Raw genomic sequence first — 2,214 nt, forward strand, 5'->3', positions numbered from 1 at the left:
GTGGCAATGGCGGTGTAGAAATGCACAAAAGTGGCGGTCTAAAAGTGCTCACCTGCTAACCTCTCTGTACCACCAGAGAGGGAGCAGCAATGGTGATCGCAGAAGAGGGATTTTTCATGATCCGAGATCTCCACAACAAGGGATACAACGACAGCGAGATATCACGCATGACCGGTTTCAATCGTCGAACTGTGCGAAAATATCTTGCAGCTGATGAATTGCCAAAGAAACAAAGGCGAACTGGAAAACTCAGTAAGCTTGATCCTTTTAAAGACTATATCACAGAGCGAATCACCGCATATCCCCTTACGGCAAGGAGGATCCATCGTGAGATTCAGGAGAGGGGATATACTGGCGGCTACACCATCCTCAAAGACTACATCAGAACCATCCGTCCTCAGTATATAACACCCGCCATCCTCCGTTTCGAAACAGCGCCGGGCAAACAAATGCAGGTGGATTGGGGCGAATGCGGGAGCCAGGAGATAGATGGCAGAAAGAGAAAGATCTATGCCTTCAGTGCCGTCCTCGGGTACTCACGAATGCGCTACATGGAGTTTACTCTTTCAACGGATGTGTACACACTGATCCAGTGCCATAAGAACGCATTCGATTATTTCGGAGGGATTCCTGAAGAAATCCTGTACGACAACATCAAGACAGTCATCATCAAACGAGCCATCCGGGCCAGGGATCATACCTGGAACGCAAAATTTGAGGATTTCTTCACCCATCATGGATTTATCCCCCGTGTCTGTAAGCCCTATAACCCTCAGACCAAAGGAAAAGTCGAGAATTCCATCAAATTCATGAAGAAAGACTTTCTCCTTGGCACCAGGTTCACCTCATTCCCAGACATGGACCAGAAGCTCCTCCAATGGTGTAACCGGGTCAACAGTGAGATCCATGGCTCCACCCATGAGATACCCTATGATCGATTGAAAGAAGAGACTCTTACCCCTCTGGGTCTGATCAAGCCGTATATCATTAAGCCGTATATCATTCGCCGTGAGGAAAAACGGAAGATCCTACGAGATGCCTACGTCTCGTATAACGGAACCCTGTACTCTGTCCCATACCAGTATGCGGGTCAGAAAGCACTTCTCGAGCTTGAAGATACAACAATAACCGTCAAAATTGGATCTGAGGTGATCTGCACTCACCAAGTGGCTTCCCCTTCCACAAAGAAGGTGAGAGTAAAAGAACATTTCACCGGCCTGCAGAAAGAGGCGAGGGCGAATAACTCCAGAAAGACACAATTTGCCCAGGATGCCCGGCATTCACAACCGTTCTTCGAGATTGTATATCCTGATGTCGAAGAGCGACCACTATCGACGTATGATGTTTTTGCAGGCGAGGTGGGGCCATGAGCGGTCTTGTGTATGAACGTGTCCATCACAACCTGGAGACGCTCAAACTGACAACGATCAAGGAGATGCTTGACAACAGCCTTGAGCATGCAGCAAAAGAGGGGAAATCCACACTGGAGATCCTTGACTACCTCCTTGAACAGGAAGTAAAAAGCAAACAGGATCACGCCCTTTCGATCAGGATGAGGATGGCAAGTTTCCCGGTTGAGAAGCGGCTTGAAGATTTTGATGTGGGGTTTCAACCCTCTCTTGATCCGTTGATCATCAAGGATCTTGCATCTCTCCGATTCATCCATAATGCAGAGAATGTCGTCTTCCTCGGACCCCCTGGTGTTGGAAAAACGCATCTTGCTGTAGCATTGGGCTATGAAGCGGTAAAACAGGGTTTCCGGGTGTATTATGCGAATGCATCACAGCTCATTGAACGGCTGATGAAAGCGAATCGGGAGAATAAACTGGAAGAGAAGATCAAGGCGCTTACGAAGTTCCATCTTCTCATTATCGATGAGATGGGGTATCTTCCATTCACGAGTGAAGGTGCCCATTGTTTCTTCCAGCTGATATCCCGGCGGTATGAGAAGTCCTCGACGATCTTTACCTCGAACAAGTCATTCGGTGAATGGGGCGAGATATTCGGGGATCATGTGATTGCTGCGGCAGTACTGGATCGAATCCTCCATCACTGCACGACATTGAATATCAAGGGTGATAGTTACCGACTGAAAGAGCGGCGGCGACAGGGTCTGATCCCCCATGTCTGAAAGGGTTGTATAACAGAGGTTTTATGTTGTTGAAATGAGCATTTTTATTCCGCCATAATTGGGCACTTTGATCCCGCCATTTA

Annotated in this window: 2 protein-coding genes; both read left to right on the forward strand. The window is 48.0% G+C overall.

The annotated features are described in order from the left end of the window. Positions 1-92 precede the first annotated feature (92 nt). Positions 93-1,370, forward strand: a complete 1,278-nt coding sequence (gene istA / locus RJ53_RS11445; RefSeq protein ID WP_211531766.1) for an IS21 family transposase — start codon at positions 93-95, stop codon at positions 1,368-1,370. Further along, the gene (gene istB, locus RJ53_RS11450; protein WP_211531765.1) at positions 1,367-2,131 is read left to right on the forward strand and encodes an IS21-like element helper ATPase IstB; all 765 of its coding nucleotides are present in this window, start codon (positions 1,367-1,369) and stop codon (positions 2,129-2,131) included. Before istA ends, istB begins: the two co-directional genes overlap by 4 nt. Positions 2,132-2,214 lie beyond the last annotated feature (83 nt).

It is taken from the genome of Methanocalculus chunghsingensis, assembly GCF_018132105.1.
GTDB lineage: Archaea > Halobacteriota > Methanomicrobia > Methanomicrobiales > Methanocorpusculaceae > Methanocalculus > Methanocalculus chunghsingensis.

What these genes read in the sequence shown, in the direction of transcription:
- istB (WP_211531765.1), top strand. Translation starts at nt 1,367, where the DNA reads ATGAGCGGTCTTGTGTATGAACGTGTCCATCACAACCTGGAGACGCTC.